General features: G+C 64.6%; 15 protein-coding genes and 2 tRNA genes. 10 read left to right on the top strand and 7 right to left on the bottom strand.

Annotated elements, in window-relative coordinates; all coding sequences use genetic code 11:
- Window positions 1-232: 232 nt before the first annotated feature.
- The 3 genes from AB5Y95_RS00750 to AB5Y95_RS00740 form a co-directional block, all read right to left on the bottom strand.
- Window positions 233-1231: a LacI family DNA-binding transcriptional regulator gene (locus AB5Y95_RS00750; protein ID WP_005299251.1), complete on the bottom strand. Its 999-nt coding sequence runs from the start codon at window positions 1229-1231 to the stop codon at window positions 233-235.
- A 179-nt stretch (window positions 1232-1410) separates the two neighbouring features.
- The gene (locus AB5Y95_RS00745; protein ID WP_368159330.1) at window positions 1411-3327 is read right to left on the bottom strand and encodes a transglycosylase SLT domain-containing protein; all 1917 of its coding nucleotides are present in this window, start codon (window positions 3325-3327) and stop codon (window positions 1411-1413) included.
- 109 nt (window positions 3328-3436) lie between these two features.
- Entirely contained in the window at window positions 3437-5929 is a 2493-nt protein-coding gene (locus AB5Y95_RS00740) for a bifunctional diguanylate cyclase/phosphodiesterase (RefSeq protein WP_024942825.1), read from the bottom strand.
- Between the two features lie 370 nt (window positions 5930-6299).
- On the opposite strand from AB5Y95_RS00740, the gene raiA reads away from it, so the two are divergent.
- Complete coding sequence (raiA, locus tag AB5Y95_RS00735) at window positions 6300-6638, top strand: ribosome-associated translation inhibitor RaiA (protein ID WP_010634460.1); 339 nt, start codon at window positions 6300-6302, stop codon at window positions 6636-6638.
- A gap of 77 nt (window positions 6639-6715) precedes the next feature.
- Here raiA and AB5Y95_RS00730 read toward each other — a convergent pair whose 3' ends face one another.
- Window positions 6716-7225: a VC2046/SO_2500 family protein gene (locus AB5Y95_RS00730; protein WP_195878325.1), complete on the bottom strand. Its 510-nt coding sequence runs from the start codon at window positions 7223-7225 to the stop codon at window positions 6716-6718.
- A gap of 125 nt (window positions 7226-7350) precedes the next feature.
- Here AB5Y95_RS00730 and AB5Y95_RS00725 point away from each other — a divergent pair.
- Window positions 7351-7435, top strand: a tRNA-Tyr gene (locus tag AB5Y95_RS00725).
- A gap of 52 nt (window positions 7436-7487) precedes the next feature.
- Window positions 7488-7572, top strand: a tRNA-Tyr gene (locus AB5Y95_RS00720).
- A 128-nt stretch (window positions 7573-7700) separates the two neighbouring features.
- Here the strand turns inward: AB5Y95_RS00720 and AB5Y95_RS00715 are convergent.
- The gene (locus tag AB5Y95_RS00715) at window positions 7701-11483 is read right to left on the bottom strand and encodes a translocation/assembly module TamB domain-containing protein (protein ID WP_368159329.1); all 3783 of its coding nucleotides are present in this window, start codon (window positions 11481-11483) and stop codon (window positions 7701-7703) included.
- A gap of 144 nt (window positions 11484-11627) precedes the next feature.
- Window positions 11628-13328 carry an autotransporter assembly complex family protein gene (locus AB5Y95_RS00710; protein WP_282100308.1) on the bottom strand — a complete coding sequence of 567 codons (1701 nt, stop codon included), beginning with the start codon at window positions 13326-13328 and terminating at the stop codon, window positions 11628-11630.
- Window positions 13329-14004: 676 nt separating this feature from the next.
- Here AB5Y95_RS00710 and AB5Y95_RS00705 point away from each other — a divergent pair.
- Window positions 14005-14379: a hypothetical protein gene (locus tag AB5Y95_RS00705; protein ID WP_054545196.1), complete on the top strand. Its 375-nt coding sequence runs from the start codon at window positions 14005-14007 to the stop codon at window positions 14377-14379.
- A gap of 81 nt (window positions 14380-14460) precedes the next feature.
- Window positions 14461-14739 (top strand): peptidylprolyl isomerase, encoded by a 279-nt coding sequence (locus AB5Y95_RS00700; RefSeq protein ID WP_017779266.1) that lies wholly within the window; start codon window positions 14461-14463, stop codon window positions 14737-14739.
- 14 nt (window positions 14740-14753) lie between these two features.
- Here the strand turns inward: AB5Y95_RS00700 and AB5Y95_RS00695 are convergent, their stop codons facing one another.
- Complete coding sequence (locus tag AB5Y95_RS00695) at window positions 14754-15314, bottom strand: peptide-methionine (S)-S-oxide reductase (RefSeq protein ID WP_368159327.1); 561 nt, start codon at window positions 15312-15314, stop codon at window positions 14754-14756.
- 51 nt (window positions 15315-15365) lie between these two features.
- Between AB5Y95_RS00695 and AB5Y95_RS00690 the strand changes: the two genes are divergently transcribed.
- From AB5Y95_RS00690 to AB5Y95_RS00670, 5 genes are read left to right on the top strand one after another with little or no spacing between them, the layout of a single operon-like run.
- The gene (locus AB5Y95_RS00690; RefSeq protein WP_368159326.1) at window positions 15366-16040 is read left to right on the top strand and encodes a DUF1499 domain-containing protein; all 675 of its coding nucleotides are present in this window, start codon (window positions 15366-15368) and stop codon (window positions 16038-16040) included.
- Window positions 16041-16051: 11 nt separating this feature from the next.
- Window positions 16052-16633, top strand: coding sequence for a carboxymuconolactone decarboxylase family protein (locus tag AB5Y95_RS00685; protein ID WP_244366265.1), 582 nt, complete (start codon window positions 16052-16054; stop codon window positions 16631-16633).
- Window positions 16633-18786 carry an FAD-dependent oxidoreductase gene (locus AB5Y95_RS00680; RefSeq protein ID WP_368159324.1) on the top strand — a complete coding sequence of 718 codons (2154 nt, stop codon included), beginning with the start codon at window positions 16633-16635 and terminating at the stop codon, window positions 18784-18786. The genes AB5Y95_RS00685 and AB5Y95_RS00680 overlap by 1 nt, the downstream gene beginning before the upstream one ends.
- 20 nt (window positions 18787-18806) lie before the next feature.
- Window positions 18807-19991, top strand: a complete 1185-nt coding sequence (locus tag AB5Y95_RS00675) for an ABC transporter substrate-binding protein (RefSeq protein ID WP_368159322.1) — start codon at window positions 18807-18809, stop codon at window positions 19989-19991.
- Window positions 19991-21661, top strand: coding sequence for an ABC transporter permease (locus AB5Y95_RS00670; RefSeq protein ID WP_368159321.1), 1671 nt, complete (start codon window positions 19991-19993; stop codon window positions 21659-21661). The genes AB5Y95_RS00675 and AB5Y95_RS00670 overlap by 1 nt, the downstream gene beginning before the upstream one ends.
- Window positions 21662-21678: the final 17 nt, after the last annotated feature.

Below are 21678 nucleotides of genomic sequence, written 5' to 3'. Positions count from 1 at the left end.
CCATCCATGATGACCGTCGAAAGTAACGAAGGAAATAGCTGGATTAACCAGTTACCTCCCACAGCGGGAAAATCGGGAGCGCAGGCTCCTAATTCGTGGGGCCTATGCTAGTGGCAGGCAGTCCAAAAAGCTTTGAAGCGGATCACAGTTGAAAAGGATTTCTGAAAACGCTTTCAATTTTTCTGCAAAATTCGGGAGCGACATTGGCCCGTTCAGGGCCAATGTCGGCCACTCAGGCGACGGATTCCCGTCTCACCAACTCGGCCTCGAACTTGAGCTCCAACCCCTCGGCCGGCTTGTGATCCAGCAGGCTCAGCGCCAGCTCGGCGGCCCGGCCGCCCATCTCCTCGATGGGGTAGCGCACCGTGGTGAGCTTAGGATAGATGTAGCGGGCATAGGGAATGTCATCAAAACCCACCACCGAAATCTGCTGCGGGATCTTGTATCCCCGCTCCAGCAGACAGGAGATGGCCCCCGCCACCATGGCGTCGTTGAAGCCGAGCACGGCGGTAAACTCGACGCCCCGATCCAGCAGCTCGCCCATCGCCACGTAGCCACCGTTCTCATCGGCAAAGGCGCGGCCGATGAGGGCAGGATCAAGAGCGATGCCGGCCCGCTGCAGGGCGTGGTGATACCCGGCCATCCGCTGCTGGCCATCGACGAACTCTTCATCGTCCGAGGTAACGAAGGCAATCTTGCGATGGCCAGCATCCAGCAAGTGCTGGCAGGCGGTGGTGATGCCGGCCTGGTTGTCCAGCCAGACGCAGCGATCTTCGGCGCCCGGCACCTGGCGGTTGATGAAGACCACCGGTGTGCTGCCCGCCACCAGCTCGCTCAGCTCCTCGTCGGGCAGCGCCTTGCTGTGCAGGATCAGCGCATCGCACTGGCGCTGCAGCAGGGCCTGGATGGCGTGGCGCTCGCGCACCTCGTCGTGATTGCCGGACATGACGATGGTGAACTTGTCCGCCTTGTCCACCACGCTCTCGATGCCGCGCATCATCTGGGCAAAGAAGGGGCCACCACACAGATCCCCCACCAGCACGCCGATGCAGTTGGAGCGCTTGCTGACCAGCGCCTGGGCAAAACTGTTGGGACGAAAATTCAGTTCCTTCATGGCCGCCAATACGGCCTCACGCTTTTCTGGTGCCACCTGCGCCGTGTTGTTGATGACTCGCGACACAGTTGAAATGGACACATTAGCCAACCGGGAAACGTCTTTAATCGTTGCCACTATCAATTCCTTTGTTGGGGAAGCCTGTCTGTGTTGAACGGGCGATTATAACGAACCTGCCAGACCAAGAGAGGGCGCCCGATCACCTGGCAGGTTTCCTTTTGTAACAAAACCTTATGGGATAATAACCATTTTGGGGAAGGAATGGGAATCCGGCTGCCGCCCAGGCGGCAGCCGTCTCAATAAGCGTGACTCAGCTCGCGCTCGGACATGAAGCGCAGCGGCTGCTGCAGCTTGTGCTGATAGATGAGGTCGAACGACAGCACGTTCTGCACATAATTGCGCGTCTCCTTGTAGGGAATGCTCTCGACCCAGACATCCATCGGCTTGTCCGCACTCTGATCGCGCCAGCGTTTGACCCGGCCGGGGCCGGCGTTGTAGGCCGCCGCCGCCAGGATCCGGTTGCCGTCATACACATCCAGCAGCCGCTTGAGATAGGCGCTGCCAAGGCGAATGTTCATGGCGGGATCAAACAGCTGCTGCTCGTTGCGATAGGGCACCCCCAGCTTGCTGGCCGTCTCCTTGGCGGTGGTCGGCATCAGCTGCATCAGTCCCCTCGCCCCCACCGGCGACTGCGCCAGCGGGTAGAGGGCGCTCTCCTGGCGGGAGATGGCGTAGAGCAGACTCGTGTTCATGGTTCGCTCCTGCGCCATCTGGGAGAAGGTGTGCTTGAGTGGCAGCGGGAAGCGCAAGTCGAGGGCATCCCAGGCCTCGGCCCGGATGCTGGCCAGAATGGCCAGCTCGTGCCAGCCCTGATTGAGGGCGATGTGACCAAACTCGAGGCGCTGAGCCACCGGGTTGCGATCCATGTTGTGGATCCACTCCGCCCGCGCCGCCGTGATCTCGTTCATATCGAGCAACTCGCGCACCCGCAGCAGGAAGGGCCAGCGGCGGCTGGCGGTGCGCCAGTCCGGCACCTTGTGCGCCACGCTCTGGTTCTTCATCCGATAGGGCACGCCGGTGCGCTGCGCCGCCATGAAGCCGTAGAAACCGCGCAGATTGGCGGTCTCCAGATAGAGATCCCGCGCCGGTTTCTGTTGGCCCTGCACCTCCAGCGAGCGCGCCAGCCAGTAGCGCCAGCGATCCTCCTTCTGCAGGCCCATGGGCATGCGCTTGACCCAGCCGGAGAGCCCTTTCCAGTCCTGCTCCCAGATGGCGAGCCGGGCCCGCAGCTCCAGCAGATCCGGGTCGGCCTGGCGCACTACGGTGGCATCCAGCCAGCTGCGCTGGGCAGTGAAGCGATCCAGCAGCAGCCGTCTGGCCACCGCCCGTTCCACCGGTTTGAGCTCGGCCGCGCTCAGTGCAAAACGCGAGCGCAGATAGCCGAGCTGCCCCAGCACCGCCTCCGGCTGCTGGTTCGCATAGCGGGCCAGTCCCAGCAGCAGCAACTTCCGGGAAGGGGCTGAGTTAGTGAAATAGGTCGTGTTCATCGCCTTGGCGGGCTGCTCGAACAGGGTGATCATCTGATCCCCATAGGCCTTCATGTCGCTACCGAGCTGGGCGCCGAGGTGGCGGATGAGATTCGGGTTCTCCGCCTCGAAGGCCAAGGTCATGCGGGTCCAGATCTTCTCCTGGGTGCGCAACCCCGCCTGCTGCCAGAGCTGGAACAGGGGATCGCAGGCATCGGGACGGGACTGGCCGCTCAGCCATAGCTTGCCCGCCTCCTGCAGCGCCTGGCTCTGCTGGCCTGTGTAGTAGCGCGCCTGATAGTGCATGCAGAGCAGATCGGTGGAGTTCGGTTTGGCCGGGTAGAAGCGCAGGAACTGGGACCACTGCTGGCTCTGGGCCAGATAGGTGAGGTAGCTGCGCTCCAGCCGGTTAGATTGGGGGGTGTCGCCGTGCTCGCGGATGAAGCGGGTCACGTCATCATAGTCCGCCGCCCCGGGCCGGAAGGCCAGCTGGTAGTAGTCGAGATAGGGCAGCAGCGGATAATGGGTCAAACGGGCACGAATTTGCTGAAAACGGGCCTGATCGTCGGCCCGCACCGCGTCATAAGCCTGGCGATAGAGAGATTGTTCCAGGGTCTGCGCCGCCACCTGCGTCAGCAGCCCCGGCACGCACAGCGCCGATAAAATGATTCCCTGCACGGCTTTCACGAGAGACGTCTCCATTGAGAGGCAATGCCACCGCCCGTTGGCGGTGGTGTCATATTCCCTCATTCTACCCGTTAACCCCGGGGGCTACAGCTCGCCGGCGAGACTATTTTTACTCGCCGCTGGCGAGGCTTTCACTGCGGGCGAGGCGCCGCACGTAGCGCTCCAGGTAGGTCACCGGCAGTGGCTTGGAGGCCAGGTAGCCCTGGTAGAAGTGGCAGCCCTGGGCCTGCAGAAACTCCAGCTGCTGGCGCGACTCCACCCCCTCCGCCGTCACGTTGAATCCCATGTGACGCGCCATGGCGATCACCGCCTCGACGATGGCCATGTTGTCGCCATCGCGCGGTATGTCCTGGATGAAGGAGCGGTCGATCTTGAGCTCGTCCGCCGGCAGCCGCTTGAGGTAGCTCAGGGAGGAGTAACCGGCGCCAAAATCGTCGATGGCAAAGCTGATGCCGAGCGCCTTGAGCTCGCTCATCTTGCTGATGGTGTCTTCTGCATGCCCCAGCACCACGGATTCGGTGATCTCCAGATTCAGGCTGGCGGGATCCATGCCGGTGGAGGCCAGCACGTCGTGGATCCGGTCGACAAAATCGGCGGCGTGAAACTGCTTGGCACTGACGTTGACCGACAGCTGCGGGATGTGGATGCCGTTCTCCTCCCAGCGCACGTACTGGGCGCAGGCCTCGTACAGTACCCAGTTGCCGATGTCGACGATAAGGTCCGTCTCCTCGGCGATGGGGATGAACTCGGCAGGGGACACCAGCGCCCGACCTGGCGGCTGCCAACGGATCAGCGCCTCGACGCCAATGATGTCGCCCCCCTCCACCATGTGCTGGGGCTGGTAGTAGAGGGTCAGCTCCTGCTGGTTGAGGGCGCTGCGCAGCTCGTTGTGAATGAGCAGCCGGCGATCCGCCTGCAACTGCATGGAGGCGTCGAAGAAGCGCCGGGTCTTGCGACCGGCCGACTTGGCCTGATACATGGCGGTGTCCGCCTGCTTGAGCAGATCGTCCACCCCCTGCTCCCGGCCGGGGAACAGGGTGATGCCGACGCTGGCGCCGATGTGCAGCACCTGACCGGCGTGGTTGTAGGGGGCTGCAATCTCGCTGATGAGCCGCTCTGCGATAAGGTCGGCCTGCATCTCCGCCTGGGGGGGACTGGCCGAGAGGGAGGGCAGCAACAGTACGAACTCGTCGCCACCAAGGCGCGCCAGACAATCCCCTTGGCGTACCAGCCGCTTGAGCCGGCTGGCCACCTCCTTGAGCAGCCAGTCGCCGGTGGCGTGGCCGAGGGAGTCGTTGATGGTCTTGAAGTGGTCGAGATCGATGAACAGCAGGGCGCCGATCAGATAGTCGCGGCTCGCCTCGCCAAAGGCGTGGGCCAGGGTCTCGTGCAGTTGGCGGCGGTTGGGCAGGCCGGTCAACTCGTCGTAGTAGGCGAGATCCTGAATGCGGCGCTCCGCCTCCTTGCGCTCGGAAATATCCTCGAAGCAGATGACGAAGTGGCTGATCGCCCCCCTGTCATCCTGCACCGGGGTGACGATTTCCCACTGCGGATAGGGATAGCCATCCGCGTGCAGGCGCTGGGTCTCCCCCTGCCAGCGGCTCAAACTGCCAAGCTCATAGCCAAGCCCCCCCAGCCCGCACCAGAGATCGTTGCCCAGATGCAGGCCGATCACTCGCTGGCTGTCAAAGCCGGTGATCTGGCTGAAGGCGTGGTTGACCCGCAGGATCTTGAAGTCGGGGTCGGTGATGATGATCCCTTCGTGGGTTTCGAAGGCCACCGCCGAGAGGCGCAGCTGGGCGTCGCTCTGCAGCCGCTCCAGCTCCGCTACCATGCGCATGGAGAAGGTGGTCAGCACCGAGCCCAGATTGGGGATGGCGCTCTGGTCGGAGAAGAGCAGCGCCAGGTGCCCCAGCAGCTGGCCGTTGCGATCGCACAGGGGCAGGCCGTAGTAGCCCTGCCCTGCCTTGAAGCCGGCGCAGTGCAGATGCTCGGCGGTGAGCGGCAGAATGCAGGTCTCGCCGCGCTGGTAGACCTGCTGGCACGGCATGCCAGCCAGCTCGTACTCCTTGAGGTCGATGCCGTGACAGGCCAGCACCTTGAGCCGCTCGCTGCCGGTGCGCTCCGCCAGCCAGACCGCATCCGCCACCAGAATGTGGGCAAGCTGGCTGACCAGGGTATTGAAGAAATCGAGCCCGGTCCGGGCGGAGAGCGCCTGGGCCAGCTGGGTCAGCAGAGGGTCTTGCAGCAGTGGCAGTTGCTGGGAGAGATCGGCAGGCAGCTGGGTGCTGCGGGTAGTGTCGAGCGGCGCAATCCAGCCACAGCACATCTGCTGGGCCGGTACGTACTGGCCGCTCCAGAGCACGTGACGCACCTCGCCGTTCTCGTCGCCGAGGTGGCCGATGAACTGGGCCGGTTGCTGGGAGTGGTAGAGTCTGGCGAGAAAGTCGGCAAAGCCGGCCTCGTCATCTGCCGCCAGTTGCCCGAACCAGGGGTGAGGCCCCTCCCCTTGCCAGAGCTGGTAGGAGGCATGATCGGACAGGCTCCACTGGGCATGTTGCCGATCATAAAACCACATCATCTGAGTGGCTTGCTGTTTCATGTACTACTCCAACACCACAACAACCACGTTCAAGTCCCTGACGACTCGATAGCGCCCACATTCTCAGCGCGCACGTCGGCAAGGGCGGTGCGGGGGGAAGTGCGAAAGATGCGAGACTAAGCGGTGAAAACCGGACATGAGGTCGACATGCGGCGCTGCCACGAAGGGACAGAAACGATCCAAGTTTCCCCATACTGCCTGCCTGTTTCGTCGAGCTCAAGTGCTTTTTGGTGCAGAACGGGAAAAGATCACAATTTCCCTCTCCCCTTCGCAGCAAGGCACCATTTAGTGACACAGATCACATTTTAATGTTCAGCCATGAGTAATCTGAAGGTGAAGACACAAGCAATACGACCCGAAGGGGGCCAATATGAAAATCGAAATTACCAGCAAAATCATCGAGATCACCCCGGCTATCCGCGAGCGCATTGAATCCCGCTTTGACAAGCTCGAACGTCTTCAGGTGCCTCTTATCACACCCCATGTGATTGTCTCCAAAGAGCGTCTGATGTTTATCGTTGAAGCCACTGCTGGCATCCCCAACGGCAAACTGTTTGCCCAGGCAGAACATGAGGACTTGTACGCCGCCATCACCGAACTGGGGCAAAAACTGGAGCGTCAGATCAACCGCCACACCGAGAAACCCATCGCCCGTCGCGCCGCTGCGGCTGGCAAGGAAGTCCCGCTGCCGGACGAAGCCGACGCCTGATCCAGGGCACGACACATCCATCACACAAAAGGCGGGGTCTCCCCGCCTTTTTGCTGCCTGACGCCTTGGGCATACCCTCAGCTGAGCCAGTGCAGGCCGGCATCCACCCCCTCCTTGAGCGCATCTAGCACGGGCAGCATCAGCAGCGGATCCTCGCGTCTGGGCTGATCCGCCAGCTTGCCTCGCCAACGCTCGCGCCCAAGCGGCGAGAGGTTGTCATAGACGGCCGGCTCCAGCGCAGGCGGGGTGCCGAGCAGCGGCGGCGAACGCAGCGCCAGCCAGAGCCGCACATCCACCATGGAGCCCCCCTGCTGCAGCCGGTCGTTGAGCACGCTTGCCTCCGCATCATCCTCGCTCCCCTGCAATGGGGTGGCCGGTGGCAGCTCAAAGCGGCTGCGCCAGACCCGACTCTCTGCCTTTGCTGGCTGCCTGGGATCAAACCAGGGCTGCTCTTCCACCGCATCGGTCAGCAGGGCCAGATGCAGACGAAAGTCCGCCCTGTCTCCGTGCTGGAGATCCTGGTTGAGACGTTGCCCGAGCTGGGCTTCGTCCACCAGCCATTGCTCACGAACGGCGCTGGGTAGCATGGGATAACTCTTGGAAACGGTGGTTTCATCCTTTATCGGCCGTAAATCCGATCCTTTGAGCAGGAAAAATCCCGCCGAGGGGTTCACAACCGCAGAAGATCTGTTAGTATGCGCCTCGCACTTGTGGAGGGGTTCCCGAGTGGCCAAAGGGATCAGACTGTAAATCTGACGGCTCTGCCTTCGAAGGTTCGAATCCTTCTCCCTCCACCATTTCAAGTGCCGTCACGCCCCAGGTTGTGATGCAAAATCAGCAATGCCCCGTGGAGGGGTTCCCGAGCGGCCAAAGGGATCAGACTGTAAATCTGACGGCTCTGCCTTCGAAGGTTCGAATCCTTCTCCCTCCACCATCTATTCAAGAAAACCCGGCCTCGCGCCGGGTTTTCGCTTTTCAGCGTCCCACCACATTCATCGGCACCTTCAACGCCCCCATAAAAACGGGAGGCCTGCGCCTCCCGTTTTTGTCTCTTGCCGCCCGTTACAGGGTGAAGCGATAGAAGATATCCACCGCCTGGGCCACCCCGCTCATGGCCTGCAGGTAGAGCCTTGGCATCAGCTCGTAGCGCAGCTTGAACTCGGCGATGGGGCTGAACACCCCTACCCCGTACTGGAACTGCAGCCCCGGCAGCAGGTAGGCCGACAGGGTCACCTGGGTGTTTTCACCACTGCCGGCGGTGTCGAGGGCCACGTCGCTCATGCCGAGGGATTCCCCCAGACTGGAGACCACGCCATTGGCCTGGCTGACTGCGCCCGCCACCAGCAGGCCGTTGAAACCGCCATCCTCGCCGCTGGTCTGCAGCCCCTTGCCGCGCAGCAAGTAGGAGAGCTGCTCGGACTGGGCCATCTGCGGCTCCGAGTAGACGGTGATCTTGGGCTTGCTGGCCGGTCCGGTCACCCGCACCCCCACCGTCACCTTGTCCTCTATGGTATCGGGATCCCGATACGCCTCTATGTTGAGGTAAGGCTGATCGAGGGGGCCGGAGAAGAGGATGCGGCCATCCTTGATGATGAGGTTCTGGCCATAGGCCTTGAAGCGCCCATCGTTGAGCACCAGCTGACCATTGCCCGCCAGCGGCCGCGAGGGATCCTGGCGAATGTTGATGCCGCCCCCCACCTTGGTCTTGAGTCCCATCGCCTCCAGCCGCACGTCATCACCCAGCCGGATGGCCAGCTTGATCTCCATCGGCAGCGGCGCGGCCTTGGGCACCGGTGGCAGATCGTCATAGACCACGGTCACGTCATCCGACACCGCCACCGCGCTCTCGGGCAGGCTCTTGACCAGGATCCGCGCCCAAGGAATGTCCACCTGACCGGTGATCCGGGTCTCCTCTCCCAGCGAGATGGCGATGTCCGGGGAGACTCGCACCCGGCCCATGCCAGGATACTGGGCTTCCAGCTCCTTGCCCTGGATGGTGAGGCTGCCGGTGACCGGCAGCTGCGCCCAGCTCAACCAGCCTCCCAGCGCCAGCGGGCCCTTGCCCACCAGCATGGTGCCGTCCAGCTCGGCCCGGTTGCCTTCAATCTTGAGGCGGGTCACCAGCTTGGAGAGGGTCACCATGTCGGAGTGGGTCTGTACTTCCCCATCCAGCAGATTGAGCTGACCAAACAGCAGCGGCGAGGCCAGGGTGCCATCGAAGCGGGCATCGGCCGAGATGACCCCCTGCAGTGAGCGCACCTCGGGGATGAGCGGGGCGAAGGTGGTCAGCTTGAGGTCGTCAAACTTGAGCTGACCGGAGAGATTGCCGCGACCGGACGGCTCCCGGATATAGAGCTTGGTGTCGATGTTGCCGATCTGCCCGGAGGCAAAGTCGAGCCGGATGGCCGCCTGCTGGCGCTCGAAGTCCACTCCGAGCTCGAGGCGCTGATAGTCGGTCTTGAGCTCGTCGGCCACGAAGGTACCCGGCGTGGTGCGCACGGTGGCGTGCAGGGTCGGCTGATTGCCGCGCCAGCTGGCCCGCCCGTCGGCGGAGAGCACCGCCTGCCAGCGGAAGTTGTCCGGCAGCCAGGGCCGCAGGCGCTTGAGGTCGAACTGGTTGAGGGCAAACTCCAGGCTGCCCTGCTGGGCCGATACCTGACTGCCCTTGACGCAGAGGCTGGCCCCCTGGGAGCCGAGACAGAGATCGCCCATGGTCAGCCGCTGACGCGGCAGATCCACATCCAGATCCCAGGGTGCACTCAGCTCCCAGCGCCGCAGCGGCGTCTTCAACTTGAGCTCGCCGAGGGCGCCGCGCCAGCGATCCCCGCGCAGGCCACCGCTCAGCTTGAGGTTGGCCGCCACCGGGTCACCCTTCATGGTGAGCGACAGGGCGTGCTGGTTGAGATCGCCGTTCAGGTTGAGCGCCAGCTGGCTGAGGCTGGTCGTCCCCTGTACCAGGCTGGCCACCGTCAGGGCCACCTCCCCTGCCGGCTTGTCGCCGACCAGGGCATTGCCCTTGATGGCGATCCCCTTCAGATCGGTGCCGGCATAATAGAGGCGGCTGGCAGCCAGATCTGTGGTGACCCGCGGCGCCTGCTGATTGCCGGTCAGCCGCACCTGCCCCTTGATGTCCCCCTTGAGCCCGGGGTAGAGCCCGGCCAGGTTGGGGGCGTCGAGATCCGCATCCAGCTTCCACGCCTGCTGGCTCAGGCTGCCCTTGGCCTGCAGCTGGTTGGGGCCGCTTTGCAGCGCCAGCGCCGGGATGGTCCACTCCATCTTGTCGTTGCCGCTCGCGCTGCCCTTGATGGCCAGCGGATACTGGTTGAGCTTGCCGTCCACCTTCAGCTCGGGCAGTTGCAGTTGCCAGTGACCTGCCTCATCGAGCTCGAAGCGGCTGACAATCTTGCCCGCCAGCGCCCCCTTGAGATCGGGCACCAGCTCGGCCGGGTTGATCCCCTTGAACTCCGTGGTGCCCTGCCAGCGTACCCCCTTGTCCCAGGCGAGCTTGCCGTCCAGCTTGAGCTCCCCCTTGAGGGCGTTGAGCAGCAGGTTTATCTGGTTCAGCTGCGTCAGATCCCCCTTGCCGGTCAGCGCCAGCTTGAACGGAGGCACGTCCGTGCCCTTGCCGGCAGTATTCAAGGCAAACTGGTAGCCGGAGAGCTTGCCCTTGGCGCTCAGCGTACCCTTCTCCAGCCGGTAGCTGGGCTCGTCTTTGGCAGGCTTGTGCAGCGGCCAACCCAGGCTCTTCCACTCCAACCCAGCATCAAAGGGCAAGTCGGGGTCGAGCGCAGCCAGCGAGCCCTTGAGGCTGGCGGCCACCGGCCCCTTGGCTTGCAACGCCAGTGCCAGCTTGCCCACCGAGCCACCCAGGGTCAGGCTGGCCTGCTGCCCCTGTAGCTCGCCATCCAGCAGCCCCTTGCGGGCCTTGGCGTCCAGGGTCAGGGCGAGCGGATAATCCTCTTTGAGCTGGATCTTGCCCTTGAGCGCCAGATCCGCCATGGCGTGGCGCAAGGAGAGCTCGCGCAGCACGATGTCGCTCCCCTCGGCGCTGGCCGACAGCAGCAGCTTGTCGAGCCCTTCGATCAATTCACCTTGCTGATAGCGAAACGCCGTGACCTGCAAGCCTTCCAGCTGGATGGGGAACGGCAGCCGGATGGCGGGCAGCGCAATGGGCTCCGCCGGCTTGGACGGTTGCGCCTTGCCCGCATTTGCCGCTTTGTTCCCGTTGCCGGCAGCCTTGGCTGCTGTCTGCGGGTTGGGGGTCGCCTTGGGGTTGGCCGGTTTGGCTGCCTCGGTGGCTTGCGTCTCGGCCAGGGTCACCTTGAGGCCGTCCAGCACGGGCCCCTGCACAATGAGCCCCTTGCGGCTGAGGGTGGCGCCGATGTCGAGGGACTTGAGGCTCACCCCGACCCCGGGCACCGTCACATCGAGATCCGCCACCGTCAGGCTGTCGACCTGAATTTTCAGCGGCAGCGGATGCCAGACGAAGGGCTCTGACGGCTCTTCCGGGGTCGGCTCCGAGTCGGCCACCTTGACCACAGGGTGGGTGACGTTAAGGGATTTGATCCAGAGCTTGCCCTGCAGCAACTTGCCCAGATCCCAGTCCAGCACGGCGCGATCCACAGTGACGTCCACCAGCTCGTCCTGCCAGCCGACCCCTTCCAGGGTCCAGCCGTAGCCGAGCTGGCCCGCCACCAGCTCCCCCTTGAGGGAAGGCAGGGCGGCCCTGGCCTGCTGCCACAGCCACTTGTTGCCCTGATGGGTGAAGCCCAGCAGGCTGACGCCGATGAGCAGCAGGAAGATGAGCCCCATCAGCCAGAGAAAGATGCGTTTTACCCAGATCACAGTGCAGCCCCCCGCGGAAGATGCAGCCGCAGCGGCCAGAGAAAAATACGTTTTACCCAGATCACAATGCAGACCCCCGCGAAAGATGCAGCCGCAGCGGCCAGTCAGGAGAACAAAAGAGAAGAGAGGTGGAGCGCGGCCGGATCATAGTTCAGGCCCCAGCGCGAAGTGGAGCCGCAGCGGCTTCTCATCTTCGGAAATGCCCACTGCCAGATCGAGCCTGACCTGGCCGATGGGGGTCACCCAGCGCACACCGACCCCGGTGCCTATCTTCCAGGCCTCGCTGTAGTCGACCGTGGCGGTACCGCTGTCGACGAACAGGGCTCCCAGCCACTTGTCGCTGAAGCGGTAGTTGTATTCGGCACTGGCGACGCTCACGTAGCGGCCCCCCAGCAGTTTGCCGTCGCTGCCCCGCGGCGAGATGGTCTCGTAGCCGTAGCCGCGCACCGTCTGGTCGCCACCGGTAAAGAAACGCAGTGAAGGCGGCACCAGCGAGAAGCTGTCCCCTATGATGGCCCCCTGTTCGGCCCGCAGCAGGAAGCGGTGATCCTCCCCCAGGGTGCGCAGCCACTTGCTGCGCCCCCACACCCGCACGAAGCTGATGTCGGAGCCCCAGTAGGGGTCGGAGAACTCCAGGGTGAGCTGCTGGCGATCGCCCCAGTCGGGCACCAGACCGCCGCGCACCCGCAGCCGCGACCAGGAGACGCCGGGGATCAACAGCAAGCTGTTGCCCTCGTCAGCCCCCTGGGTATAGACCTCGTTTTCCAGGCGGATGAACACGTCCCGGTCCCAGCTCTCCGGCCGCCGCTTCCAGCGGTGCACGCTGAAGGTGGTCAGATCGGAGCGGGTATCGTTGTTGTCCTTGTACTGATAGCCGGCCTGCAGCGAGTAGTAGTCCCGCAGCGGGTTGCCCACCGGGATCTGGTAGTCGAAGCTGAGCTCCGCCTCGGGCTGGGAGACCTTGGCGGTGGCGTTGAGCCGGTGGCCGTAGCGGTTGACCCAGGGCTTCTCCCAGGTGGCACTCATGCGCGGCCCCACGTCGGTGGCATAACCGATACCCGTTTCAATCTCGTGATCGACCCGGTTGGAGAGAGTCACCTGCACCGGCACCCGGTTATGCTCGGCCTGACTGATGAGGGGCTTGATGTCCACCTGCTTGAACAGCTTGGTGGAGGAGACATCCTGCGACATCTCCGCCAGCCGGATCGCCAGATAGGGGTCGCCGCTCTTGATGTTGATGAGAGGGCGGATGAGACGCAGCGCCTCCGGGGTGGCGTCGTAGCGGATCTCGCCGAAGTGGTAACGCGGGCCGGAGCGAAACAGGATGTAGATCTCGGCGGTGCCCTGATCCGGGAACACCTTGACCTGGCTCTTGCTGATCTTGGCGTCGAAGTAGCCGCGGGCCAGCCCCAGGCTGCCCAGATCCGCCTTGATGGATTCGTATTTGCCGTGGTTGAGGGGATCCCCCTCTTTCAGGGGCAGCTTGTCCAACAGCTCGCTGTAGAGCTCGTCGCTGCCGGCATCCCCTTCCAGCAGGATGTCGAGGCGGGAGATGATGACCGGCTTGCCGGGATCCACCTCGATGATCACCTTAGAGGGGGTTTTCTTGTCCCGGCTCAGGGTGATCTTGGGCTGGTAGTAGCCATAGACCTGCAGCGCCTTTTGCACGCTCTCGGTGATCTTGGGGCGGGCCGGACGGTACTGGCGCTCCTGATAGACCGGCAGGGCATTGAGGTAGGCTTCGACGTTGTCCTTGTTCTCCCCTTTCAACCCCTTGATCTGATAGGTGAGTTTGGCCGCCATGGCGGGCGTGACGAACAGCAGCAGACAGAGGCTCAGTCCCAGCGCGCGAAGCCCACGACGAAAAGCCCGTGCGGGCGGTGAGATCCCTGCAGGCAGGGGCGGATTGCATCCTGTCAAACGTCAATTTCCCCGAAGAACATGATTAAAATAATGCGATATTCAGAACGAATATGAGGCTCACTCGATCGCAAGCGCGCCTCATCCTAGCATATCCCCGGCTCGACATCAGAGCGGGTTGACCGCGAATTTCGCCATATTATTGAAGCCTTTGCCCACGCGGGCCGCCCATTTTTCAGGCATTCCCCCGCAGACTTATGCCACTATGGGCCCAAAAGGGCAATCCATGACCCTCAGGGCCTGGCCAGATGGCCCCTGCCGGCCAATCCGGCCCGACGGCGCAATCTCCCCGATTTCCCGATGGGCGCGACACCAACTGTCGGCAACGGGTCAAGATCGCAGCAATGCCCTCTCCCCAAGCGGCACAGCCAGGCCCCTGGCCGACACTGGGCCGACACTGGGCCGACACTGGGCCGGCACTGGGCCGTCTCACTCGCGCCTCCGCGGGACTGTGGATTTTATCTTGCCGGATCAAACAGTTGCCGTCACGCAATCAAAGCCTCGTTCAACCCAATCGATTTATCCCGCTGCCCCCCTGCTCACTTCTCGCCCACACTGGAGCCATTGGATCAGACCCCTGCCCCACCAGAGGAGACACAGCATGCACGCACGCAGCGAACAGATGGCGGACTACATCGCCGACCGACTCGAATTCATCACCTTTCTCGCCTGTTGCAGCGCCCTGCTGGCCCTGCTGACCGGCATGAACGGCCAGCAGGCGCTGGCCTTCACCGCGCTGAACCTGCCGTTCGGGCTCGCCATCCTGCTGGGCTTGGCCATGCTGGCACCGCTGCCGACCCACTGGCGCCTGCCGGGTATCACCCTGTTGCTGGCAGGCAGCGCCCTGGCGACCCTGCAACTGGGGGGCAACTGGCTCAATCCGCTGGCCATCTGGAGCCTGCATGCCCTGCTCGGGCTGGAGATCCTTTGGCAGGCGCGGCCCAGAACCCGGCTCGGGGCCCGTGCCCGCGGTTGATATGCCGATGACGGCTGACGCGCGGCAGGAATTGGAGTACTCTTTGCGCCCCCGATTTGCCCGCTACCGAGGAGCACCCCGATGAAAAAAGCCTGTGCCCAGCACATCCTGGTCAAGACCGAGAAAGAGTGTCTGGAGATCAAGGAGAAGATTGCCAAGGGAGCCGACTTCGGCCAGATGGCCAAGCGCTTCTCTACCTGCCCTTCCGGCAAGCGCTTCGGCGATCTGGGGGAGTTTTCGAAAGGGGACATGGTCAAGTCGTTTGACGATGCCGTGTTCAAGGGCGAGCTGCTGACCGTGCTCGGCCCGGTGCGCACCAAGTTCGGCTTTCACCTTATCAAGGTGCTCTACCGCAACTGAGTTCAGGACCCGGTTCAGGGTTCTGGGTTCAGCTCCACCGGCCAGCCGCCGCAGCGGCGGGCATAGAAGCCGAAACGCCAGGGGTGGCGCGCCGCCCAGTCCTCCATCTCCGGCGCCGGGGTGAACCGGCTCTGCGGCCAGAGCGCAACCCGGCTCGGCCTCCCGTGCAGCGCCTGCCAGCGTGTCAGGCTCACCTGGGCCAAGCGCCACTGATAGTCATCCTTCGGCAGCAGGGCCGGCGCAAATGCCAGCCCCCGGTTGCGATACTGGCCGTCACCATCGTTCCCATCCACCAGCTGCCGGAAGACGTTGAGCAGATCCCCATACCCCACCTTGACCGGGTCATAGTCGATGCGCACCGCCTGGCGCTGCGGTGGCACTTCCCGCCAGCTCGACCCCGTCGCCACCCGCTGACTCACATAGCCCGGCTCCACCCGGCTGACCCCGGGCAGGGTCTCGTAGACGGCCTCGGCGCGCCACATGTCCCCCGCCGCCAGCACGGCGCTGTCCGCCCACAGCGGAACGCTTGGGAAAAGCAGCAGGATTGAGATAAATTTACTAACGTTATCAGTCAATTAAGTTTATCCTTCTGGGCACTTGTTCATCATAACCAGGGGATCCCCGTTATGCCCAGTTATTTGTGGTGGCCACTGCTGGCCTGGTTGCTGCCGCTCGCCGGCGCCCTCGGCAGCCGTGTTCACCTCTGGCCCTGGTGGCTGGGATTCGCCCTCTGCCTGCTCGGGGCGCTCGTCTCCCTCGCCTTGCTGGTTCGCCTGCCCTGGTGTCGCAACCGCTGTGCCAACGGCTGGGGCGCCGTCCCCCTGCTGTTGCCCCTGGCCTTCGTGGTGCAGGCGCTGCGCACGCCGCTGGTCAACGACGTGAGCACGGATCCCAGCAACCCGCCCCAGCTGCTCTGGGCAGCCGAGCTTAGAACGGCGCAGGATCTGCCCATTAATCCGGCCCCCTTGAAAGCATTTGAGGGGAAACCCGGTCCTCTCTTTACCGGCGCCCCCCCGGCCGAGGTGATCACCGAGGCCCACGCCCTGATGGAGCAGCTCGGCTGGCAGGTGCGGCCAAGCCCACAAGGGCTCGAGGCGGTGGTCACCACCGGCTGGTTCGGTTTTCAGGATGACGTGGCGCTGCGGGTCTTTGCCGGGCCCAAGGAGACCCGCATCGACATGCGCTCCGCCTCCCGCCAGGGACGCAGCGACCTGGGCACCAACCGGGCCCGTATAGAGGAGTTTCTGATCCGCCTCAACGAGCGGCTGGGTCAGGCCTACAAACCCAATTTGAAGCAATAAGAAGGTCATCCATGCGCGTCGAGGTCAAGCCCGATCGGGAATATGCCTGGTTCATCCGCCCCTTTTTCTGGCTGCAACAGCGCAACTACGGCCAGGTGCTCATTCCAGGCAAGTGCTGGGGCCGCTCACCGCGCCTGTTTGCCGCCGTCGCCACCCTCTATGGCGTCATCAACCGCAAGCGCTCCCCCATCGACCCCGTGCTGCGCTCCCTGGTGACGGTGCGGGTCTCCCAGCTCAACTGGTGCCGCTTTTGCGTCGACATCAACGCCATGACCCTGATAAAGAGAGCCGGCTCCAGCGAGAAGGTGGAGGCGCTCGCCAACTGGCGCGAAAGCCCGCTGTTCGATGAGCGAGAAAAAGCCGTACTCGACTACACAGAGGCGATGACGGGGCTTGATGGGGTCAGCGACGAGCAGGCCGCCCGTCTCAAGCCCTGGTTCGACGACGACGCCATGGTGGAGCTGACCGGCCTCATCGCCTTCCAGAACATGTCGGCCAAGTTCAACGCCGCCCTCGATATCGCCCCGCAGGGCTTCTGCCAGCTGCCGGTGCAACCCGAGCGCCCGGCCCAACCGAACAGCAAGGACGCCTGATGAGAGGCTCCCGCCTGCTGCTGGTGCTGGTGATGGGCTGCCTCATCGGCGCCTTCTTCGCCTTCGACCTGGGCCACTACCTGAGCCTGCCCCAGCTGCAGGCCCGTCAGGCCGAGCTGGCCGCCCTGGTCGAGCGCCATTTTGGCGCCGCCGCCCTGCTGTTCGTCGCCGTCTATGTGGTGAGCACCGCCCTCTCCCTGCCTGGCGCCAGCCTGCTCACCCTGGCCGGCAGCGCCGTGTTCGGCGTTGCCTGGGGGCTCTTGCTGGTCTCCTTTGCCAGCAGCATGGGCGCCACCCTGGCCTTTCTCAGCGCCCGCTTTCTGCTGCGCGACTGGGTCGAGCGGCGCTTTGGCGACAAGCTGGCCAGCTTGCAGGCCGGCATGAAAAAGGAAGGAGCGCTTTATCTGCTGAGCCTGCGCCTCATCCCCATCTTCCCCTTCTTTCTGGTCAACCTGCTGATGGGGCTCACTCCCATCAGAGTCAGCACCTACTACTGGGTAAGCCAGCTTGGCATGCTGCCCGGCACCTTCGTCTATGTGCTGGCGGGCAGCGAGCTTGCCAACCTCACCAGCACCGGCAATATCCTCTCCCCCGGTCTGATGGTGGCACTGACCCTGCTCGGGCTGATGCCAATGCTGCTCAAAGATCTGCAGCGGCGCCTCGCCCTGCATCGGCTGCACGCCCCCTACCGCAAACCGACCCGCTATGACTACAACCTGCTGGTGATTGGCGCCGGAGCCGGCGGCCTCGTGACCAGCTATATCGCCGCTGCGGTGAAGGCCAGGGTGGCGCTCATCGAGAAGCACAAGATGGGCGGCGATTGCCTCAACAGCGGCTGCGTCCCCTCCAAGGCGCTGATCCGCAGCGCCCGTTTTGCCGCCGAACAGCGACGAGCCAGTGAACTGGGCTTTGGCCCAAGCCAAGCCAGCGCCGATTTCGCTGCCGTGATGGAGCGGGTCGCCCGCATCATCAAGGAGGTCGAACCCCACGACTCCATCGAGCGCTATCAGGGGCTGGGGGTGGAGTGTATCGAAGGGGAGGCCCGGCTGGTCTCCCCCTGGGAGGTGGAGGTGAACGGTCAGCGCCTTACCAGCCGTCATATCGTGCTCGCCACCGGCGCCCGGCCGCTGGTGCCTGAGCTGCCGGGGCTGGAGCAGGTGCCTTGGCTCACCTCCGACACCCTCTGGCAACTGCGCACTGCGCCGCGCCAGTTGCTGGTGCTGGGCGGCGGCCCCATCGGCTGCGAGCTGGCCCAGAGTTTTGCCCTGCTAGGGGTGCCCGTCACCCTGGTGGAGCTCTCGGATCAGCTGCTGCCCCGCGAAGAGCAGGAGGTGGCCGAACTGCTGGCGGAACAGCTGGCCCACGACGGCGTACGGGTGCTCACCGGCTGGCGCGCCGAGCGAGCCGACTATCTGCCTGCGGCTGAGGGAGATCTCCCCATCCGGCTGCTACTGCGCCGGGGTGACGAGACGCAAATAATTGAAGGCGATCAGCTGCTGCTGGCGCTGGGCCGGGTCGCCAACGTCAGCGGTTTCGGCCTCGAAGCACTGGGGGTGGCGCTGACCCCGCGCGGCACGGTGGCGGTCGATGGCTTCCTCGCCACCAACTACCCCAGCATTCTGGCGGTGGGGGACGTAGCGGGTCCTTACCAGCTCACCCATGCCGCCGCCCATCAGGGCTGGTATGCCGCAATCAATGCCCTGTTCAGCCCGTTCAAGCGCTTTCGGGCCGACTATCGGGTCATGCCGGCCGCCATCTACACCACCCCCGAAATCGCCCGGGTCGGCCTCAACCAGAAAGAGGCCAAGGCGCAGGGCATCCCCTTCGAGCTGACCCGCTTCGAGCTGGCCGAGCTGGACAGAGCCATCGCCGACGGCGAGCGGCAAGGCTTTATCGAGGTGCTCACCGTGCCCGGCAAGGATCAGATCCTGGGTGCCAGCATAGTGGGCGCTCACGCCGGCGAGCGGATCGCCGAGTTCGTGCTCGCCATGCGCCACCGCCTCGGCCTTGGCAAGATCCTCGCCACCATCCACGCCTACCCCACCCTGATGGAGGGGAACAAGTACCTGGCGGGCGAGTGGCGACGAGCCCGTCAGCCCGCCACCCTGCTGGCGCTGCTGACCCGTTATCACAGCTGGCGCCGCGGCGCCTGACCCAACTCCAGGTAACCCGGATGCGACACTCATTGCCCTCATTCAAACAGCTACTGCGTGCCCTGCCCCTGCTGGCTGGCAGCCTCCTCTTCACCCAGGCCAACGCTGGTGACAACCCGCAGTGGCAGAAGACCCTCGACGAGGCCAAAGGGCAGACCGTCTACTTCAACGCCTGGGGCGGCAGCCCGGAGATCAACGCCTATCTGGTGTGGGCCGGCCAGGAGCTGGCGCGCGAATACCAGGTCAAGCTGGTGCAGGTGAAGGTGGATGACATCGCCCAGAGCGTGAGCCAGCTGCTGGCCAACAAGCAGGCTGGCAAGCGCAGTGGCGGCCCCATCGACCTGCTCTGGGTCAACGGCGAGAACTTCAAGGCGCTCAAGGAGCAGGGGCTGCTCGGCGCTCCCTTCACCCGTGAGCTGCCCAACATGGCACTGGTCGACGGCACCCTGCCGGTGAGTGAGGACTTCACCGTGCCGGTGGAGGGGCTGGAGGCCCCCTGGGGCATAGGCCAGCTCAACCTGATGGTCAACGGCGAAGAGGTCAGCCCGCTGCCCACCTCGGCGGCGGCCCTGCTCGCCTGGAGCAAGGCTCACCCCGGCCGCTTCACCTATCCCAAGCCGCCCCAGTTTCACGGCTCCAGCTTCCTCAAGCAGATCTTGCTGGAGCTGATCCCGGATCCCGCCCCTCTCTATCGGGAGGCGACCGAAAGCGATTTTGCCAAGATCACCGCCCCGCTCTGGGCCTGGCTGGACGAGCTGCACCCGGCGCTCTGGCGCAAGGGCAAGCTGTTCCCCACCAGCGCCGCCGAGACCCGCCAGCTGCTCGATGACGGCGAGCTGGCTATGGCCATCAGCTTCAACCCGCAGGAGGCGCAGAGCGCTGTGCAAAATGGCACCCTTCCCCCCAACGTGGTGGCGGTGGCCATGGCGAAAGGGGCGCTGACCAACAGCCACTTCCTCGCCATCCCCTTCAACGCCAACGCCCGTGCCGGTGCCAAGGTGGTAGCCAACTTCCTGCTGAGCCCCGCCGCCCAGGAGCGCAAGGCCGAGCCCGCCTTCTGGGGCGATCCCAGCGTGCTGCGCGCCGATGCCCTGCCCGCCACCCAACAGCAGGCGCCGGCACTGCGCTTCAAATCGGTGGCAGAGCCCCATCCCAGCTGGCAGCTCAGGCTCGAAGCGGCCTGGGCCGAGCGTTACGGCCACTGATGAGCCGGTTTGGCAGCGCTGCATCCGCTTGGCGCCCCCTGTTCACGGCGGGGTGCGCCCTGGTTTTTGGCCTCCCGCTGCTGGCGGGGGGCTGGCAACTGCTGGCCGAGGGGCTGAGTCTGACCCACCTGCAGGGGCTGCTGGCCCAGCCGGGCCTCTGGCACTCGGCGCTGCTGAGCCTGTGGATTGGCGCCGCCTCGACCCTGGCCAGCCTGCTGCTGACCGCAATGCTGCTGGCCCACAGCGACAGCCGGGCCGTCGGCTGGCTGCGTCGGCTGCTCTCGCCCTTGCTGGCGCTGCCCCACGTCGCCTTTGCCATCGGCTTTGCCTTTCTGCTCGCCCCCTCCGGCTGGTTGCTGCGCCTGCTCTCGCCGGCCCTCACCGGGTTCGAGCTGCCCCCCGACTGGCAGACCCTGCGCGATCCCGCCGGGCTCGGGCTCATCCTCGCCCTGACCCTCAAGGAGACCCCCTTTCTGCTGCTGATGGCGCTCGGTGCACAAGACCCCGCCAGGGTGGCGCACCAGCAGTGGCTGGGGGCCAGCCTTGGCTTCTGCGCCCCCCAGATCTGGTGGCGCCTGCTACTGCCGGCGCTGTGGCCTGCCCTGCGTCTGCCCCTCTATGCGGTGGCCGCCTACGGAGTAGCCGTAGTGGATCTGGCCCAACTGCTCGGGCCCGATGCTCCCGCCCCACTGGCCGTTCGCCTGTGGCTCTGGTATCAGGACCCGGATCTGGCCTGGCGCGGCGCCACCGCCAGCGGCGCCCTGCTGCTGCTCGCCATTACGGCGCTGCTGCTGGCCCTGCTGCGGCTGCTGGAGCTGGCCCATCGAACCCTTGGCAAACCCGGCTGGCTCGATGGCAGACGAGCCAACCCAAGCGATCTTGGCCGCACCCTTGCCACCGGCAGCGTGGTGACCCTGATCGTCATCAATCTGGCGGTGCTGGGGGCGTTGCTGCTCTGGTCGCTGACCCGGCGCTGGCCCTTTCCCGCCCTCTGGCCGAGCCAGTGGAGCGGCCGCCATTGGCTCGAACTGCTGCCGACCCTGTCGCCGCTGCTGACCACCAGCATGCTGCTGGCATTGGCGAGCGGGGCGATAGCGCTGATGATGGCGGTACTGAGCCTGGAGGCGCAGGCGGGCCGCCTCCCCTGGCCGCTCTGGCTCATCTGCCTGCCGCTGCTGCTGCCGCAGGCCAGCCTGCTGTTCGGCATTCGGCTCGGGGTGGACTGGTTCAGCCTCGGGTGGGGGGGCGATGGCATCGGCTGGGGCTGGGTGCTCTGGAGCCAGCTGCTGTTTGTCTTTCCCTATGTTTACTTGTGTCTGCAGGGCCCCTATCGCCAGTTCGACCCACGGATCACCCAGAGTGCCCTGCTGCTCGGGGCAACCCCGTGGCGAGCCTGGTGGCAGGTGAAAGGGCCGCTGCTGGCCCGTCCGCTGTTGTTTGCCTTCGGCGTCGGTGCGGCAGTAAGCCTGGCCCAATACCTGCCGACCCTGCTGTTTGGGGCAGGCCGGGTGGTCACCATCACCACCGAGGCGGTGGCCATCGGCAGCGGCCTCAACCGGCGGCTGGCGGGCCTCTACGGCCTGTTGCAACTCTTGTTGCCGCTCGTTATCTATCTGCTGGCGCTCTGGCTGCCGGCCCGGCTCAACCCGGCGCTCAAGGGCGCCCGCTGACGAGGAACTCTCATGAT

It is taken from the genome of Aeromonas sp. R5-3, from assembly GCF_040908225.1.
GTDB lineage: Bacteria > Pseudomonadota > Gammaproteobacteria > Enterobacterales > Aeromonadaceae > Aeromonas > Aeromonas dhakensis.
Note: the sequence above shows the minus strand (reverse complement) of the source record. Positions and strands in the feature narration are given on the sequence as shown.

Excerpts from the sequence above, each read along its gene's own strand:
- AB5Y95_RS00740 (WP_024942825.1), bottom strand. The coding sequence starts at position 5,929 with ATGAAACAGCAAGCCACTCAGATGATGTGGTTTTATGATCGGCAACAT.
- raiA (WP_010634460.1), top strand. The coding sequence starts at position 6,300 with ATGAAAATCGAAATTACCAGCAAAATCATCGAGATCACCCCGGCTATC.
- AB5Y95_RS00730 (WP_195878325.1), bottom strand. The coding sequence starts at position 7,225 with ATGCTACCCAGCGCCGTTCGTGAGCAATGGCTGGTGGACGAAGCCCAG.
- AB5Y95_RS00705 (WP_054545196.1), top strand. The coding sequence starts at position 14,005 with ATGCACGCACGCAGCGAACAGATGGCGGACTACATCGCCGACCGACTC.
- AB5Y95_RS00700 (WP_017779266.1), top strand. The coding sequence starts at position 14,461 with ATGAAAAAAGCCTGTGCCCAGCACATCCTGGTCAAGACCGAGAAAGAG.
- AB5Y95_RS00690 (WP_368159326.1), top strand. The coding sequence starts at position 15,366 with ATGCCCAGTTATTTGTGGTGGCCACTGCTGGCCTGGTTGCTGCCGCTC.
- AB5Y95_RS00685 (WP_244366265.1), top strand. The coding sequence starts at position 16,052 with ATGCGCGTCGAGGTCAAGCCCGATCGGGAATATGCCTGGTTCATCCGC.
- AB5Y95_RS00680 (WP_368159324.1), top strand. The coding sequence starts at position 16,633 with ATGAGAGGCTCCCGCCTGCTGCTGGTGCTGGTGATGGGCTGCCTCATC.
- AB5Y95_RS00675 (WP_368159322.1), top strand. The coding sequence starts at position 18,807 with ATGCGACACTCATTGCCCTCATTCAAACAGCTACTGCGTGCCCTGCCC.
- AB5Y95_RS00670 (WP_368159321.1), top strand. The coding sequence starts at position 19,991 with ATGAGCCGGTTTGGCAGCGCTGCATCCGCTTGGCGCCCCCTGTTCACG.